The sequence below is a fragment of the Brachybacterium sp. SW0106-09 genome, assembly GCF_001293905.1.
GTDB lineage: Bacteria > Actinomycetota > Actinomycetes > Actinomycetales > Dermabacteraceae > Brachybacterium > Brachybacterium conglomeratum.
In genome coordinates this window covers 1-15,042 of sequence record NZ_BCAK01000003.1, presented here as the reverse complement: position 1 = coordinate 15,042, position 15,042 = coordinate 1, and the positions used below count along the sequence as shown (strand labels likewise).

Annotated in this window: 12 protein-coding genes; 8 read left to right on the top strand and 4 right to left on the bottom strand. The window is 72.7% G+C overall.

Translation table 11 applies throughout. The annotated features are described in order from the left end of the window. A complete protein-coding gene (locus tag Y09_RS02275) occupies positions 1-1,149 on the bottom strand; it encodes an NAD-dependent epimerase/dehydratase family protein (RefSeq protein WP_053916050.1) in 1,149 nt (382 codons plus the stop codon). A 147-nt stretch (positions 1,150-1,296) separates the two neighbouring features. Here Y09_RS02275 and folP point away from each other — a divergent pair, with 147 nt between their 5' ends. Beyond that, a complete protein-coding gene (gene folP / locus Y09_RS02270; RefSeq protein WP_053916049.1) occupies positions 1,297-2,244 on the top strand; it encodes a dihydropteroate synthase in 948 nt (315 codons plus the stop codon). 105 nt (positions 2,245-2,349) lie between these two features. On the opposite strand, the gene Y09_RS02265 is transcribed toward folP, so the two are convergent. From Y09_RS02265 to Y09_RS02255, 3 genes are all read right to left on the bottom strand, one after another. Then, complete coding sequence (locus Y09_RS02265) at positions 2,350-5,496, bottom strand: alpha-mannosidase (RefSeq protein ID WP_053916048.1); 3,147 nt, start codon at positions 5,494-5,496, stop codon at positions 2,350-2,352. Positions 5,497-5,579: 83 nt separating this feature from the next. Further along, positions 5,580-6,386, bottom strand: a complete 807-nt coding sequence (locus Y09_RS02260) for a serine hydrolase (RefSeq protein WP_053916047.1) — start codon at positions 6,384-6,386, stop codon at positions 5,580-5,582. Further along, positions 6,383-7,216, bottom strand: a complete 834-nt coding sequence (locus tag Y09_RS02255; RefSeq protein ID WP_053916046.1) for a serine hydrolase — start codon at positions 7,214-7,216, stop codon at positions 6,383-6,385. The genes Y09_RS02260 and Y09_RS02255 overlap by 4 nt, the downstream gene beginning before the upstream one ends. Before the next feature lie 316 nt (positions 7,217-7,532). Between Y09_RS02255 and Y09_RS02250 the strand changes: the two genes are divergently transcribed. The 7 genes from Y09_RS02250 to Y09_RS02220 all read left to right on the top strand — a co-directional run. Next, entirely contained in the window at positions 7,533-8,291 is a 759-nt protein-coding gene (locus Y09_RS02250) for a L,D-transpeptidase family protein (protein WP_053916045.1), read from the top strand. Positions 8,292-8,523: 232 nt separating this feature from the next. Continuing rightward, positions 8,524-9,237 carry a DUF3662 and FHA domain-containing protein gene (locus Y09_RS02245; protein ID WP_053916044.1) on the top strand — a complete coding sequence of 238 codons (714 nt, stop codon included), beginning with the start codon at positions 8,524-8,526 and terminating at the stop codon, positions 9,235-9,237. Positions 9,238-9,244: 7 nt separating this feature from the next. Beyond that, positions 9,245-9,772, top strand: coding sequence for an FHA domain-containing protein (locus Y09_RS02240; protein WP_053916043.1), 528 nt, complete (start codon positions 9,245-9,247; stop codon positions 9,770-9,772). After that, complete coding sequence (locus Y09_RS02235; RefSeq protein WP_053916042.1) at positions 9,769-11,118, top strand: PP2C family serine/threonine-protein phosphatase; 1,350 nt, start codon at positions 9,769-9,771, stop codon at positions 11,116-11,118. Before Y09_RS02240 ends, Y09_RS02235 begins: the two co-directional genes overlap by 4 nt. Further along, a complete protein-coding gene (locus Y09_RS02230; protein ID WP_053916041.1) occupies positions 11,118-12,509 on the top strand; it encodes an FtsW/RodA/SpoVE family cell cycle protein in 1,392 nt (463 codons plus the stop codon). Before Y09_RS02235 ends, Y09_RS02230 begins: the two co-directional genes overlap by 1 nt. Continuing rightward, positions 12,506-13,951 carry a penicillin-binding protein 2 gene (locus tag Y09_RS02225; protein WP_053916040.1) on the top strand — a complete coding sequence of 482 codons (1,446 nt, stop codon included), beginning with the start codon at positions 12,506-12,508 and terminating at the stop codon, positions 13,949-13,951. Before Y09_RS02230 ends, Y09_RS02225 begins: the two co-directional genes overlap by 4 nt. Next, the coding region (locus tag Y09_RS02220) for a serine/threonine-protein kinase (protein ID WP_053916039.1) at positions 13,948-15,042 on the top strand (1,095 nt) is incomplete at its 3' end. The genes Y09_RS02225 and Y09_RS02220, both read left to right, overlap by 4 nt.

Below are 15,042 nucleotides of genomic sequence, written 5' to 3'. Positions count from 1 at the left end.
TCACTTCCAGGTGACGGTGGGCATGACCAGCTCCCGCTGGACCCGGTCGGTGTTGTTCATCGCGACCTTCAGCACCTCGGCGAGATGCTCGTCGGTCAGCAGGTGCGGCTGCAGCCCGAGGTCCAGGAGGTTGGTGTTGACCGCGTTGTAGTAGTGGTCGTACTTCTCCACGCGCGGGTTCTCGGTCGTGGCGATGTTCACGTCCAGGCCCAGGTCGCCTCCGACCTTCTGCACCTTCTCGGCGAGCTCCTTGACGGAGAACTGCTCGGTGAACTGGTTGTACACGCGGAACTCGCCGCGATCGGCGGGATTCTCGCAGGCGATCTCGATGCAGCGCACGGTGTCCTGGATGTCCAGGTAGCCGCGGGTCTGGGAGCCATTGCCGTAGACGGTGAGGTCGTGGCCGATCGCGGCCTGGATGATGAAGCGGTTCAGGGCCGTGCCGAACACCGCGTCGTAGTCGAAGCGGTTGACCAGGCGCGGGTCCAGGCGGGTCTCGTCGGTCTCGAGGCCGTAGACGACGCCCTGGTTGAGGTCGGTGGCGCGGATGCCCCAGATGCGGCAGGCGAACATGATGTTGTCGCTGTCGTGCACCTTGGTGAGGTGGTAGAACGAGCCGGGGGCCTTCGGGAACGGCAGGCGGTCCTTGCGGCCCTTGTGCTCGATCTCGATCCAGCCCTCCTCGATGTCGATGTTCGGCTGGCCGTACTCGCCCATGGTGCCGAGCTTGACGAGGTGGCAGTCGGGGGCGAAGTCCTTGATCGCCCACAGCACGTTCAGGGTGCCCTCGACGTTGTTGCGGTGGTTCTCGATCGCGTGCTCGCGGTCGATCATCGAGTACGGGGCCGAGCGGTGCTCGGCGAAGTGCACGAACGCCTCGGGCTCGATGTCCTGGAAGACCGACGCCACCGCGTCGTAGTCGGTGAGGTCCGCGATGCGCACCTCGATGTCCTTGCCGGAGACCTCCTTCCACGCCGCGACCCGCTCCTCGAGCGGCAGGATGGGGGTGACGGAGTTCGAGCCGAGCTCCACGTCGATCTCGCGTCGCACCAGGTTGTCCACGATCGTCACGTCGTGGCCCTTCTGCGAGAGGTACAGGGCGGTGGGCCAGCCGCAGAACCCATCTCCACCGGCGACGACGATCTTCATGGGGCAAGTCCTCCAATAGTCCAGGTCCCCGGATCCCGTGAGGCACGGGCGCCGGGTGGTGCAATACCGTGTGCAGTCTTAACGTAGTGCAGGTCAGGCGACGCTCAAAGATGTGGGACGACCGCCCGAACAGCAGAGGAACGGACCATGAACACCGTGCATGACGAACGTCCGACGGGCCGTCCTCCGAGCCGTCTCGCCACTGTATCCCCCGAGCCCGGGACCGGGCTGGACGCTCCGACGCCGCGCCCCCTGCCCGACACCTCCCGGCGCGTGCTGGTGATGGGGATCGTCAACCGCACCCAGGACTCCTTCTTCGACGAGGGACGCACCTGGGAGCTCGAGCAGGCGGTGTCCGCAGGGCTCCGCGCCGCGGAGGAGGGCGCCGACATCGTCGACGTGGGCGGGGTGAAGTTCGCACCCGGCGACCCGCTGGACCCCGCGGAGGAGGCCGCACGGGTGGTCCCCGTGATCGAGCAGCTGCGCCGCGAGCTGCCGGGCGACGTGCTGCTCTCGGTGGACACCTTCCACGCCTCGGTCGCCCGCGCCGCGCTCGAGGTCGGGGCGGACCTGATCAACGACACCACGGGCCTGTCCGATCCGCGGATGGCCGGCGAGGTCGCCCGCGCCGGCGCCTCGCTCGTGCTCACGCACTCGGTCGCGGAGCCGCGCCGCCCCTTCCCCCGGCCCCGCTACGAGGACGTGGTCGAGGAGGTGCGGGACTTCCTCGCCGCGCGCCTGGAGCGGGCGCTCGAGGCGGGCATCGCGCGGGAGCGGATCGTGCTGGACCCGGGCCCGGACCTCAACAAGAGCACGCAGCAGACCCTCGAGGTGCTGCGCGACTGGGGCGAGTACGCCGCGCTCGGCCTGCCGCTGCTCGCGGCGCTCTCGCGGAAGGACTTCGTGGGCGAGTCGCTGGGCCTGCCGAAGGAGGAGCGGCTCGCCGGCTCCCTCGCCGCGGCGGCCTGGACGATCCGTCTGGGCGCCCGGATCCTGCGGGTCCACGACGTGCGGGAGACGGTGCGGATGGTCCGGATGCTCGAGGTGCTCGCCGGCTGGCGCGAGCCGGCGGGACCGCTGGTCCACAACGTCTGAGGGGCCGGGCACCGGACGTTCGCCCCTCGCGCACGGCGGTCACGGCGAAGACGTCGGCGGGGGCGGGGGTCATCGGGCGACTCCCCCGTCGGCCGATCGCCCACCTCAGCCGCGGGCGATGCGCAGCGTCTTGATCTCGAAGGGACGGAAGGAGAGCTCGACGGTGCCGTCCTCGCCGCGCGCGAGGGCGGAGCGGAACGCCGGGGCGTCCTCCCCGAAGGGCCGCTCGAGCAGGTCCGTGGCCGTCACCTCGCCGCCCGCGAGGACCGGGTCGAGGGCGAGGGTCGCCGCGGCGCGGGCGCCGGAGGACTCGTACAGCCGCAGCACCAGGTCCCCGGAGCGGTCCTCGGCGAGCTTCACGGACTCGACGATCACGCTCGAGGCGCCCTCCCCGTCGGCCGGCGCGACCGTGACCGGCGGCGCGGCGAGCAGGGACGCGGCCGCTGCGGGCGCGGTGCGCTCGGGCAGGTTCAGCCGGTAGCCCTCCTCGATCGCCTCGGCGATCCCCGCGCCCGGGCGCACCGTGACGCGCAGCGTGTACCGGCCGTGGTCGGCGGTGGGGTCGGGGTACTCCGGGGAGCGCACCAGGGTCAGGCGGGTCGTGGTGGTGGTGCCGCCGTCGTCCTCGCGCACGGTGCGCAGCACGTCGTGGCCGTAGGTGGAGTCGTTCGCGATCGCCACCCCGTGCTCGCCCTCGGCCGCGTGGACCCAGCGGTGCGCGCAGGTCTCGAAGCGGGCGAAGTCCCAGGAGGTGTTCACCGGGACCGGCCGGTCCACGTGCCCGAACTGGATCTCGCTGGAGAGGTGGGAGGCGCGCAGGTCCAGCGGGAAGGCGAGCTTGAGCGCCTTCTTGCGCTCGCGCCAGTCGAGGTCCACCTCGATCCCGAGGGAGGTGTCGTCCGGGCGCAGCACGAAGGTCTTCACGATCGTGGAGCCCGCGCCGGTGACGCCGGAGGTCTCCTCGCCCTCGGCGAGCGCGGTCGTGTAGGTGAAGGAGACGCGGACCCCGCCGTCCTCCTCCTCGACCTCGGCGGCGGTCGGAGCATCGAGGTCGCGGACCACGCGGCGGTAGAACTCGTCGATGTCCCAGGCGTCCCAGGCGTTGGGCGTGTCGCGGTGCAGCTGCAGCAGCGCGCCGCGGGCGCCTGGGGCGATGGTCTCGCGTCCGTCGGCCCGGCCGACGAGGGAGACCAGCGCGCCGGAGGCGTCGAGCACCGCGCGCACCACCTGGTTCTCGAGGCGGACCTCGCCGCCCGCGCGGGTCACGACCACGGCCTCCTGGACCGGCTCGGGGCGGCCCGCGCCGTAGGCGGGCACGCCGCGGCGCGGCACCGGGGCGGTGTTCAGCAGCACCGCGCCGTGCCCGTCGGCCGCACCCGCCGCCTCGCCCTCGCCCTCCCCGCCGGCCGCGGCGAGCGCGGCGAGGGAGCCGGCGATGATCCGCTCAGCCCGTTCGGCGAGCGCGGCGTGCTGGGCCTCGGCCTCGCGGTGCACCCAGGCGATCGAGGAGCCGGGGAGGATGTCGTGGAACTGGTTCAGCAGCGTGTCCTCCCACAGCGCGGCGAGCTCGTCGTGGGGGTAGGGGTGCTCGGCGCGGAGCGCGGCGAGGGTCGCGAGCAGCTCGGCCTCGTGCAGGAGGTGCTCGCTGCGGCGGTTGCCCTGCTTGGTGCCGAGCTGCGCGGAGTAGGTGCCGCGGTGCAGCTCGAGGTAGAGCTCCCCGTTCCACACGGGCGCGTCGGGGTACTCGGCGCGGGCCCGCTCGAAGAAGTCCTCGGCGGTGCCGAACTCGACCCTCGGGGAGCCCTCGAGGTCGGCGGCGCGGCGCCCGGCGGCCATCATCTCGCGGGTGGGCCCGCCGCCGCCGTCGCCCCAGCCGAACAGGTCGATGCCGATCGAGGAGCGGCCCTTCTCCTTGAAGTTCCGCTCGAAGTAGGCGAGCTCGGACCCGGTGAGGGAGCCGTTGTAGGTGTCGGCGGGCGGGAAGTGGGTGAACACGCTGGTGCCGTCCAGGCCCTCCCAGCGGAAGGTGTGGTGGGGGAAGGTGTTGATCTGGTTCCAGGAGACCTTCTGGGTCAGGAAGAACTCCTGGCCGGCAAGCGCGGCGATCTGCGGCAGCGCGGCGGAGTAGCCGAAGGAGTCCGGCAGCCAGGTCTCGCGCGTCTCGACCCCGAGCTCCTCGAGGAAGAACCGCTTGCCGGCGACGAACTGCCGCGCCATCGCCTCGGAGCCGGGCATGTTGGTGTCGGACTCGACCCACATCCCGCCCACGGGCACGAAGCGGCCGCCGGCGACGTGCTCGCGGATCCGCGCGAACAGCTCCGGGTACCGGTCCCGCATCCAGCGGTACTGCTGCGCGGAGGAGGCGGAGAAGGTGATGTCGGGGTCGTCCTCGATCAGGGTGCAGGCGTTGGAGAAGGTGCGGGCGACCTTGCGCACCGTCTCCCTCACGGGCCACAGCCAGGCCGAGTCGATGTGGGCGTGGCCGGTGGCGAGCACGGTCAGGGCGGAGGAGCCGGCCGTCGCGGCCAGCGCCGGGGCGAGCGCCTCGCGGGCGGCCCGGGCGGTGCCGGGCATGTCGTCGGGGTCGGCGACGTCGCAGGCGGTCTCGAGCGCGCGGAGGATCTCGTGGCGGCGGGCGCTGGTCCCGGGCAGCTCGTGCATGAGGCCGGCGAGGGCCCGGACGTCCTCGTGCAGCTCCCAGATCCGCACGTCGCGGCGGGCGAGGTGGAGCTCCTCGATCGTGTACAGCTCCTCCTCGGGCACGGTCGCGAGGTCGCCGAGCGGGGTCGGTGCGAAGGTCCAGCCGCCGGTGACCATCGGGTTCGCGGCGCACTCGAGGTAGTAGTCGAGCTCCTCGCCGGGCCGGACGGGGAGGTGCCGGTTGCAGGGGTTGATCGCCTTGACGGGCACGCCGTCGGGCGTGAACACGAGCGCCTCGGCCTGGAAGCCGGGCTGGCCGGTGAAGGCGAGATCGACGATCAGCTCGGGGGCGGAGTGCTCGTCGGCGGCCCAGTCGGAGGGGACGGTGCCGGTCACGTGCAGCCAGGTGGTGGACCAGGCGCGCCCCAGCGGCGCCCCGACCTCGACGGGGCCGTACTCCCGGGCGATCGCCTCGCGCGGCGGGATCGGCTCGCCCTCGAGCCGGTGCGCGGTGATCGTGACCTCGGCCCGCCCCTGGTGGATCCGCGGGACCAGGTGGTCCTGCGTGAACCGGCGGATGCGGGCCTCGGTGAGCTCCCGGTCGTCGAACATGTGGCGGCTCCTTCGGCGCGTGGCGCGGGTCGCGGGGCTCGTCGGCCCTCCGGTGTACCGGGGTCGTCCTGGACGCTATCGCGTCAGCGGTGCGCGGCGAGCACGGCGTCGCCGAGGCGCGGCATGATCTCGCGGTGCGCGTCGCAGAAGTCGTGGGAGGTGCCGACGACGAGGGCGAGGTCCGCCTCCGGGTCGATCCAGAAGGCGGTGCCGCGCATGCCGAAGTGGCCGTAGGTCCGCTCGCTGCTGGTGGTCGCGGTCCAGTGCGGGGACTTGGTGCCGCGCACCTCGATGCCGAGCCCGAAGGGGTTGGGGTCCTGCTTGCCGAATCCCGGCATGATGCCCACCAGCTGCGGGAAGTGGACGCCGACGAGCTGGGCGTGGATCTCCTGGTCCAGGAGCGTGGGGTGCTGCAGCTCGGCGGCGAGCAGGGCGAGGTCGACGAGGGCGCCGGAGGCGCCGACGGAGGCGGAGCCCTCCCACTCCAGGCCCGTCATCCCCAGCGGGTCCGCGATCCGCTCCTGGACCCAGTCGCCGAAGTCCCGGCCGACGGCGCGCTCGACGTGGCGGGCGGCCTCGTCGATGCCGTGGTTCGAGTAGTGGCGGCGCAGGCCCGGCGCCTGGAGGGTCGCGTCGGACTCGTAGAAGTAGCCGGAGGCGTGGGCGAGGAGGTGGCGGAGCGTGGCGCCGGGCGGGCCGGCCTCGTCGTCGAGGGCCACGTATCCCTCCTGGAGGGCGAGCGCGGCGCCGAGGCCGGTGAGGGTCTTGGTGACCGAGCGCCAGGGGCGGATCCGCTCGACGTCGCCGCGCCGCTCCCGCTCTCCCTCGGGGCCGAGCACGATCGCGGCGGCCTCGAAGCCGAACTCGTCCAGCAGTCCGAGGGCGCTCATCGGCCGGTCCCGCCCCCGGCGAAGCGCTCGAGGATCGCGTCGGTGATCCCGGGCCAGATCCGCACGTGGTCGGGGCCGAAGCGCCGCTCGCCGAGGAAGGCGGCGGCGAGGCCCGCCTCGGGGTCGACCCAGAGGAAGGAGCCGGACTGGCCGAAGTGGCCGAAGGTCCGCGGGGAGGAGTGCGCGCCGGTCCAGTGCGGGTCCTTGTGCCCGCGGATCTCCATGCCGAGGCCCCAGTCGTTGGGCTTCTGACGGCCGTAGCCGGGGAGGATCCCGGCGAGCCCCGGGAACTGCACCGTGCGCATCTCCTCGTGGAGGGCGTCGGAGATCAGGGTGGGCGCGAGCAGCTCGCGGCCGACGACCAGCAGGTCGGCCACGGTGCCGCGGTAGCCGGCGGCCGGGGAGCCGTCCACCTCGAGGTCCACGAGGTCCAGGCCCTGGATCACGGTCTGCTCCATCCACTCGGGGAAGTCGTAGCCGGTGGACTCCTCGACGTGGGCGGCGAGCACCTCGAAGCCGGTGTTGGAGTAGATGCGGCGGGCGCCGACCGCGCCGACCGTCTCCTCCCCCTCGAAGGGGTAGCCGGCGGTGTGCGCGATCAGGTGGCGCACGGTCGCGCCCTCGGGCCCGGCGGGCTCGTCGAGGTCGACCAGGCCCCGCTCGACGGCGACGAGCACGCCGAGGGCGGCCAGGGGCTTGGAGACGCTCGCGAGGTCGAGGACCCGCCCGGTCTCGCCCTGGAGGTGGACGGTCCCGCCCGGGTCCGTGACGCCGAGGGCGTGGGCGGCGTCGAGGTCGACGGGGATCACGGGCGCGGTGGAGGGCTGCACGCGCTCCACTATGGCACGGGCGGGAGGGCGCGGGCGGGCCGCTCCCGACGGTCCACCGGGCCGCGTCCGACATCCGTCCAGGAGTCCTGGATGCCCGCTTCGGGCGGTTCGTGACAGAATCGTGACTTGCCCGTTTCGCCCGACTGCCTGCGGCGTCACATTTCCTTCACATCACCCGGCGCGAACTGGACACTTTTCCTCTTGTTTACCATCTCTTGACCCCGCAGTCTGTCCGTCGACGGGCCCGAACCCGGGTGCCGCACGATCGCCCGCTCCACAGAGCACCGGGCGAGAGGACTCGAAGGGGAGACCACCGATGGACCTGACGATCAGACCGAGAGCCGACCGACCGCCGGAGGCCGGGGAGGCCGGGGCGCTCCCGCCCCTCGCGCTCCCGAGCCGACGACTCCTGCTGCTGGGCGTGGGCACGCTCGGCGCCGGGCTCGCGCTCGGCACCGGGGCCGCCGACGCCGCCGGACCGACGCTCCGCAAGGGGGACCGCGGCAGCGCGGTGACCACCCTGCAGAAGCGACTGAACGCCCTGCGCTACTGGTGCGGCACTCCCGACGGCAGCTTCGGGCACCTCACCCAGCAGGCCGTCTTCGCCGTGCAGAAGGCCGCCGGCCTCGGCCGGGACGGCGTGGTCGGGGCGAGGACCTGGGGCGCGCTCGATGCGGGGAAGCAGCCGAGCCGCCGGATCACCAGCGGCAGCGGATTCGAGGTCGACCTCTCCCGGCAGCTGCTGATCCTCACCGGGGGCGGCCGCATCGCCTGCATCCTGAACACCTCCACCGGCAGCGGGGAGCGCTACTACTCCGGCGGCCGCTGGAAGACGGCGACCACGCCGAAGGGCGACTTCCGGATGTACCGCCTGTACTCCGGGGGCTGGCAGAACGGGCCGCTGGGGAACCTGTACCGGCCCGGCTACTACGACCGCGGCTGGGCGATCCACGGCTCCACCTCGATCCCCACCTATCCCGCCTCGCACGGCTGCAGCCGCATCTCCGTGGGCGCGTCGGACTACCTGTGGGCGCGCGGCTGGTTCCGCACCGGCCAGCGGGTGCTGATCCGCTGAGGCACGGACCGGACCACGGATCGTCCGACCCGCCCGCTGCGCCCCGGCGTGCTGCCGGGGCGCAGCGACGTCCCGGGACCGCCGCCTTCACCTCTCCTGCACGATTCCCTCGCCGCCTCCGCGCCCTGCGCGCCCGGTCGGCGCCCTGCCACGCGCTACGATCGGGGGGCGCGCAGCACCGTCGACGGGTCGCTGCCCGCACCTGGCAGCCCAGCGAGAGCGAAGGACCACCGTGGGGATCTTGGATCGGATCGAGCGCAGCCTCGACCGCGGCGTGACGAGCGTGTTCTCGCCCGGTCGCGGGCAGCTGAAGCCCCTCGACCTGGCGCAGGGCCTCAAGCGCGAGTGCGACGACCAGATCCAGGTGCTCGACCGCACCCGGACCCTGGCCCCGAACGTGTACACCGTCTACCTGCACCCGCAGGACTTCGAGCGCTTCTCCTCCTGGCAGGACACCCTCCTCGACGAGCTCCAGCGCGTGCTCATGGAGCATGCGGACAAGCAGCGCTACATGTTCGTCGGCGCCGTCTCCGTCGCCCTCGAGCAGGACGAGGAGGTCCGTCAGGGCCGCTTCGAGACCGAGTCCCGCACCGAGCGCGGCAGCGTCGCCCCGGCGACCGGCGCCGCCCAGGACAGCCCCGGCGGCAGCCCCATCGTCGAGATCGACGGGCAGCAGTACCTGCTCACCGGCCCCGTCACGGTGATCGGCCGCGGCGGCGACGCGGACATCATCCTCGAGGACACGGGCGTCTCCCGGCACCACCTCGAGCTGCGCGCCGAGCCGGACTCGTCCCTGGTCGCCACCGACCTCGGCTCGACCAACGGCACCTTCGTCGACGGCGAGCGCATCCGCACGCCCGTCCCGCTGCACGACCGCTCCCTGATCAAGATCGGGCGGACGCGCCTGACCGTCCTGCTGCCGGGCTCGACCCCGGCGGCCTGGTGAGCGCCCCATGAGCGAACTGACCCTCGTCGCCCTGCGTCTGGGCCTCGTCCTGGCGCTGTGGATCTTCGTGGTGGTCGTGGTGCTCGTGCTGCGCAACGACCTCTTCGGCACCACCGTCGTCACCCGCTCCAGCCGCGACCCGCGCCGCGAGCAGCGACCGGCCTCCGGCCCGATCGGCGGCGCCGCCTCCGAGGCGGGCGCCGATCCGGCCTCGCTGCGCACCGATCCGGAGGTCACCCAGGCCGCGATGGTCGTGACCGCCGGGCCGCTGCGCGGCACCTCGCTGACGCTCGGCTCGACCCCGATCCTCATCGGCCGGGCCCCCGAGTGCACGCTCGTGCTCGACGACGACTACGCCTCCAACCGACACGCCCGCGTCTTCCAGCGCGAGGACGAGTGGATGGTGGAGGATCTCGGCTCGACCAACGGAACCCTGGTCTCCGGGCGGCGCATCGAGGGCGCGGTGCCCTTCCGGCCCGGGGCGCAGGTGCGGATCGGCCGCACCGAGATCGAGCTGAGACGAGGTCCGCGATGAGCATCGCCCTGCGCTACGCCGCCCGCTCCGACGTGGGCCTGGTCCGCTCGAACAACCAGGACTCCGCCTACGCGGGCAGCCACCTGCTGGTGGTCGCCGACGGCATGGGCGGCCATGCCGGCGGCGACGTCGCCTCCTCGGTCGCGATCGGGCGCCTGGCCGCCCTGGACTCCGAGACCCCGGCCTCCGACATCGTCGCGACCCTCGAGGAGAGCGTGCTCGAGGCGAACCAGGAGATCCTGCGCCGCGCACGGGACGAGCCGCAGCTGCGGGGCCTGGGCACCACGATCACCGCGCTGCTGCGCGCCGAGGGCAAGTTCGCCCTCGCCCACATCGGCGACTCCCGCGCCTACCTCCTGCGCGACGAGGAGACCGTCCAGATCACGAAGGACCACACCTTCGTCCAGCGCCTGCTGGACGAGGGCCGACTCACGGAGGACGAGGCCGAGCGGCATCCGCAGCGCTCGGTGCTCATGCGCGTGCTCGGCGACGTCGACGCGGATCCCGAGCTGGACCTCTCGCTGCGCGCGGCCCATGCGGGCGACCGCTGGCTGCTGTGCTCCGACGGCCTCTCCGGGCTCGTCTCCCTCGACACGATCGACGCGACCCTGAAGGACATCGAGGACCCCGGCGAGTGCGCCGACGCGCTCGTGCAGCTCGCCCTGAAGGGCGGCGGCCCCGACAACATCACCTGCATCGTCGCCGACGTCGTGGACCTCGACGCCCTCCCCCGCGGGGTCGAGGCGCCGTCCACGACCCCGCAGATCGTCGGCTCCGCGGCGCGGAACCGACACCGGCCCACCACCGCCTCCGGCCCCGCCGCGAAGGCCGCCGCGCTCACCCGCGAGGAGCCGGAGATCCCCTACGAGGACGAGGACTTCTCCGAGGAGGAGCCGCCGCGGCGCAGCCCCTGGCCCGCCGTCGTCGTGCTGGCGCTGCTGGTCGCGCTGCTCGGCGGGCTGCTGTGGGGCGGCTACGCCTGGTCCCAGCGGCAGTACTACGTCGGCACCGACGGCACCCGGGTGGTGCTCTACCAGGGCCTCGCCCAGGATCTCGGCCCCGTCTCCCTGTCCGAGCCGCTCGAGGTCACCGACATCGAGATCGAGGACCTCCCCGAGATCACGCGTCAGCAGGTCGAGAGCACGATCAGCGCCTCGGACCGCGAGGGCGCCGACCAGATCATCGACCGTCTCGAGCAGGCCGCGGCCGCGAACCGGCCGCCCACGGCCGTCTCCCCCTCCGACGGGGGCGGAGCCTCCGACGTCGGCGGCGCCGAGGAGGGGGCCGCGGACGGCATGGCGCCCCTGCCGACGGCCGGCTCCCCCGACGAGGGCGAGGCGACGTAGTGGCCACCATCGTCTCCTACACCGCACGGCCGCGCCGCCTGATCCAGGCCCTGCTGCTGCTCCTCGCGGTGGCGGTGGGCGTGGGGGCCTACGCCCTGGTGGGGCTGGGCCGCTTCGACGAGCTGCCCGCGAACCTGCTCCAGGTCGGCATCGGCGCGCTGGTGCTCGTCGCCGTGCTCCAGATCGCCGTGATGTGGCGCGCCCCCTACGCCGATCCCGTGATCCTGCCGATCGTGGTGCTGCTGAACCTCCTGGGCGTCACCATGATCGAGTCCGTCCACGCCGCCAACGAGATCTACGGGCTGCGCAGCTCCGCGAGCGCGGACCGCCAGATGCTGTGGGCCGTGATCGGGGTGGTGCTGTGCGTGGCGCTGCTGGTGCTGCTGCGCGACCACCGCTGGCTGCGCCGCTACACCTGGATCAGCGCCGTGGCGGGCGGCGTGCTGCTGCTCCTCCCGCTGGTGCCCGTGATCGGCTCGGCCCGCAACGGCTCGAAGATCTGGATCTCCGTCGCGGGCTTCAGCTTCCAGCCCGCGGAGCTCGCGAAGATCGCCTTCGCGGTCTTCTTCGCCGGCTATCTCGTCGCCCGGCGCGACACCCTCGCGCTCGCGGGCCCGAAGGTGCTGGGCATCCATCTGCCGCGCTGGTCGGACTTCGGCCCGATCCTGGTGGCCTGGGGCTTCGCGATGGCGGTGCTCGTCTTCGAGACGGACCTGGGGACCTCGCTGATGTTCTTCGGCCTGTTCGTGGTGATGCTCTACGTCGCCACCGACCGGCTGAGCTGGCTCGTGATCGGGGCGGTGATGTTCCTGCCGCCGGCGGTCTTCGCCGCGACCCAGATGAGCCATGTCCGCACCCGCATCACCTGCTGGCTGGACCCGCTCTCTGGCGAGAACTACTCCTCCTGCGAGCAGATCAGCCAGGGCCTGTTCGGGCTCGCCAACGGCGGTCTGGTCGGCACCGGCCTCGGGGAGGGGCGGCCCGACATGGTGCCGCACGCCGAGTCCGACTTCATCTTCTCCTCCTTCGCGGAGGAGATGGGCATGGTCGGCGCCTTCGCGCTGCTGCTGCTGTACCTGCTGCTGGTCCAGCGCGCCATCCGCGCGGCCGTCGGCATCTCCGACGGCTTCGGCACCCTGCTCGCCGGGGGCCTCGGCTTCGTGATGGCGCTGCAGGTGTTCGTCGTCGTCGGCGGCGTGACCCGGGTGATCCCGCTGACGGGCCTGACCCTCCCCTTCCTCGCCGCGGGCGGCAGCTCGCTGGTGTGCAACTGGATCATCGCGGGGATCCTGGTGCGCCTGTCCGACGCGGCCCGGCGCCCCGCCGCCCGCCAGGTCGAGGGGACCCTGCCCGGCTCGCCCGCCCGCTCCGGCCAGGAGGCGATCGCGTGAACAAGCCCCTTCGCCACGTGTGGCTGGTGGTCGGCGTGCTCTTCGTGCTGCTGTTCACCTCCACCACCTACTTCCAGTTCGTCGCCCAGGGCCGGCTCGCCGCCCACGGGCAGAACCAGCGGACCCTCCAGGGCGAGTACGGCCGCCATCGCGGGCCGATCGTGGTGGACGGGCACGCGATCGCGACCTCGCAGGAGTCCGGGGACACCTACGGCTACCTGCGCACCTACGACCCCGGCGCGATGTACGCCCCGATCACCGGCTACTACTCGGTGGTCTACGGCTTCACCGGCATCGAGCGCTCGCTGAACGACACCCTCTCGGGCGAGGCGGACTCGCTGTTCTACCACCGCCTTGCCGATGTCGTCTCGGGCCGGGAGAACCAGGGGGCGAGCGTCGAGCTCACCCTCGACTCCGCCGCCCAGCAGGCGGCCTGGGACGCGCTGGACGGCCGGCGCGGCGCCGTGGTGGCGCTGGACCCCGAGACCGGCGCGATCCTCGCGATGGTCTCCGCACCGAGCTTCGACCCCAACGAGCTCGCCTCCCACGACACCGGCGCTGTCTCGCAGGCCTGGTCCTCGCTCAACGAGGACCCCGAGCGGCCGCTGACCAACCGTGCGATCGGCGGGGACCTCTACCCGCCCGGCTCGGCGTTCAAGCTCGTCACGGCCTCCGCGGCGCTCGAGACCGGCGACTACACGGCGGACTCGGTGATCCCCGGGCCCGGCACCTACGAGCTGCCGAACTCCTCCTCGGTGATGAACAACTTCTCCGAGGGGCGCCAGGAGCCGTGCGGCCCGGACGACGAGTCCACGCTCGCCGAGGCGCTGCGCCAGTCGTGCAACACCTCCTTCGGAATGCTCGGCGTCGAGATCGGACAGGACCAGCTGCGCAGCACCGCCGAGGAGTTCGGCTTCGGCCAGGACCTCTCGATCCCGATGGGCGTGACGCCCTCGCGGATCGGGGAGGACCTCGACGACGCACAGCTGGCGACCACCTCGATCGGGCAGTACGAGACCCGGGTGACCCCGCTGCAGATGGCGATGGTCGGCGGGGCGTTCGCGAACGACGGCGTGGTCATGCAGCCGCAGCTCGTCCAGGCCGTGCGCACGGGCGACCTCTCCACCGTCTCCGAGCTGACCCCGAAGGAGGTCGGCCAGCCGCTGTCCGCCGCGAACGCCGCGCAGATGCGGCAGATGATGGTGGGCGTGGTCGAGGACGGCACCGGCTCGGCGGCGGCGATCGACGGCGTCGAGGTGGGCGGCAAGACCGGCACCGCCGAGTGGGGCGAGGACCGCTCCCCCCACTCCTGGTTCGTCGGGTACGGACAGACGGACGAGCAGAAGATCGCGGTCGCGGTCGTGGTCGAGGAGGGCGGATACGGGTCGCGCACCGCGGCGCCGATCGCCCGTGACGTGATGGAGGCGGTGATCCAGCGATGAGGACCGAACCGGGGCTCGTGCTCGAAGGACGGTACGAGCTCACCTCGCTCATCGCCACGGGCGGCATGGGTCAGGTCTGGAAGGGTCGCGACCAGGAGCTCGAGCGCGATGTCGCGATCAAGGTGCTGCGCGAGGAGTACGCCGGCGACGAGGGCTTCCTCAAGCGCTTCCGGGCCGAGGCGAGGCACACGGCCGCCCTCTCCCACGAGGGCATCGCCGCGCTGTACGACTACGGCGAGCTCGACGGCCGCGCCTACATCGTGATGGAGCTGTGCCCCGGCCGGCCCCTCTCGGACATCATCGAGGAGAACCCCGGCGGGCTTCCCGAGAAGCGCGTGGTCCAGCTGATGATCGAGCTCGCCCGGGCGCTGGACGCCGCCCATTCCAAGGGCGTCGTGCACCGCGACGTGAAGCCCGAGAACGTGCTGGTCGACGAGAAGGACGGGTGGTCCATGAAGATCACCGACTTCGGGATCGCGCGCAGCAAGGACCAGGCACGGCTGACGAAGACGGGCCTGGTCATGGGCACCGCCCAGTACCTCTCCCCCGAGCAGGCGATGGGCAAGCAGGCCACCTCCCTCTCGGACATCTACGCCCTGGGCATCGTCGCCTACGAGATGCTCGTGGGCAGCCGCCCCTTCACCGGCTCCAGCCAGGTGGAGATCGCGATGGCGCAGGTCAAGCAGCAGCCGCCGGAGCTCCCGGAGGCGATCGGCGCGGACCTGCGGCGACTGGTGATGATGATGCTGGCCAAGGCGCCCGCGAACCGTCCCCGCTCCGCGGCGGCGGTCGCGCGAATCCTCGAGGCGATCCAGCGCGGGGTCGAGCCGCGCTTCACGACCGGGGCGATCCCGGTGACGCGGGTCGAGGACCACGACTGGACGGGCGAGAACCGGGTGCGGCCCGCCGGCTCCGGCGCCGGGGAGCAGGCTCAGCGCCCCGGCGCCTCCCCCACGGGAACGCGCACCGCGGCGATGCCGCTGCCGCTGTCGGGCCGCAGCCGCGGCATCCGGCATCGCTCGGGGGGCTCGGGCCCCTCGGCGCTGTCGGCGGCCTCGGCCGGCTCCGCCCCGCGACGCGGCTCGGCGCGC